The sequence below is a fragment of the Streptomyces sp. SP17BM10 genome (assembly GCF_036322405.1).
In the GTDB taxonomy this organism is placed as follows: domain Bacteria; phylum Actinomycetota; class Actinomycetes; order Streptomycetales; family Streptomycetaceae; genus Kitasatospora.
Genome location: NZ_JAQYXB010000324.1, coordinates 1 through 322 on the forward strand (window position 1 = coordinate 1; position 322 = coordinate 322).

General features: G+C 76.1%; 1 protein-coding gene. It reads left to right on the forward strand.

Going from position 1 to position 322, the window contains the following annotated elements; translation table 11 throughout:
- Positions 1-322, forward strand: a 322-nt coding sequence (locus tag PUR71_RS01630) for a hypothetical protein (RefSeq protein WP_329924473.1), incomplete at both ends; no start/stop codon positions are given.

Sequence of the window (322 nt, forward strand, 5' to 3'; positions counted from 1 at the left end):
CTACCGCTTCGCCCACGCCGCCACCGACGCCGAGGTGGACGCGGACCACGCCGCGCTCGTCGCCGCGGCGCCGCCCGGCGCGCTCACCAGGGCCACCTCCTACCGTCCGGCCAAGGCCAAGCGCCGCGTGGGCGCGAAGAAGGCCGGCTCGGCCGTCAGCGGTGACACGCTGGCCTCGCCGATGCAGGGCACGATCGTCAAGGTCGCCGTCGAGGGCCACGGGACGGGCACGCCGCTCGGCGACCCGATCGAGGCCCAGGCGCTCCTCGCGACCTACGGGCAGGACCGCGAACGGCCGCTCCTGCTCGGCTCGCTGAAGTCC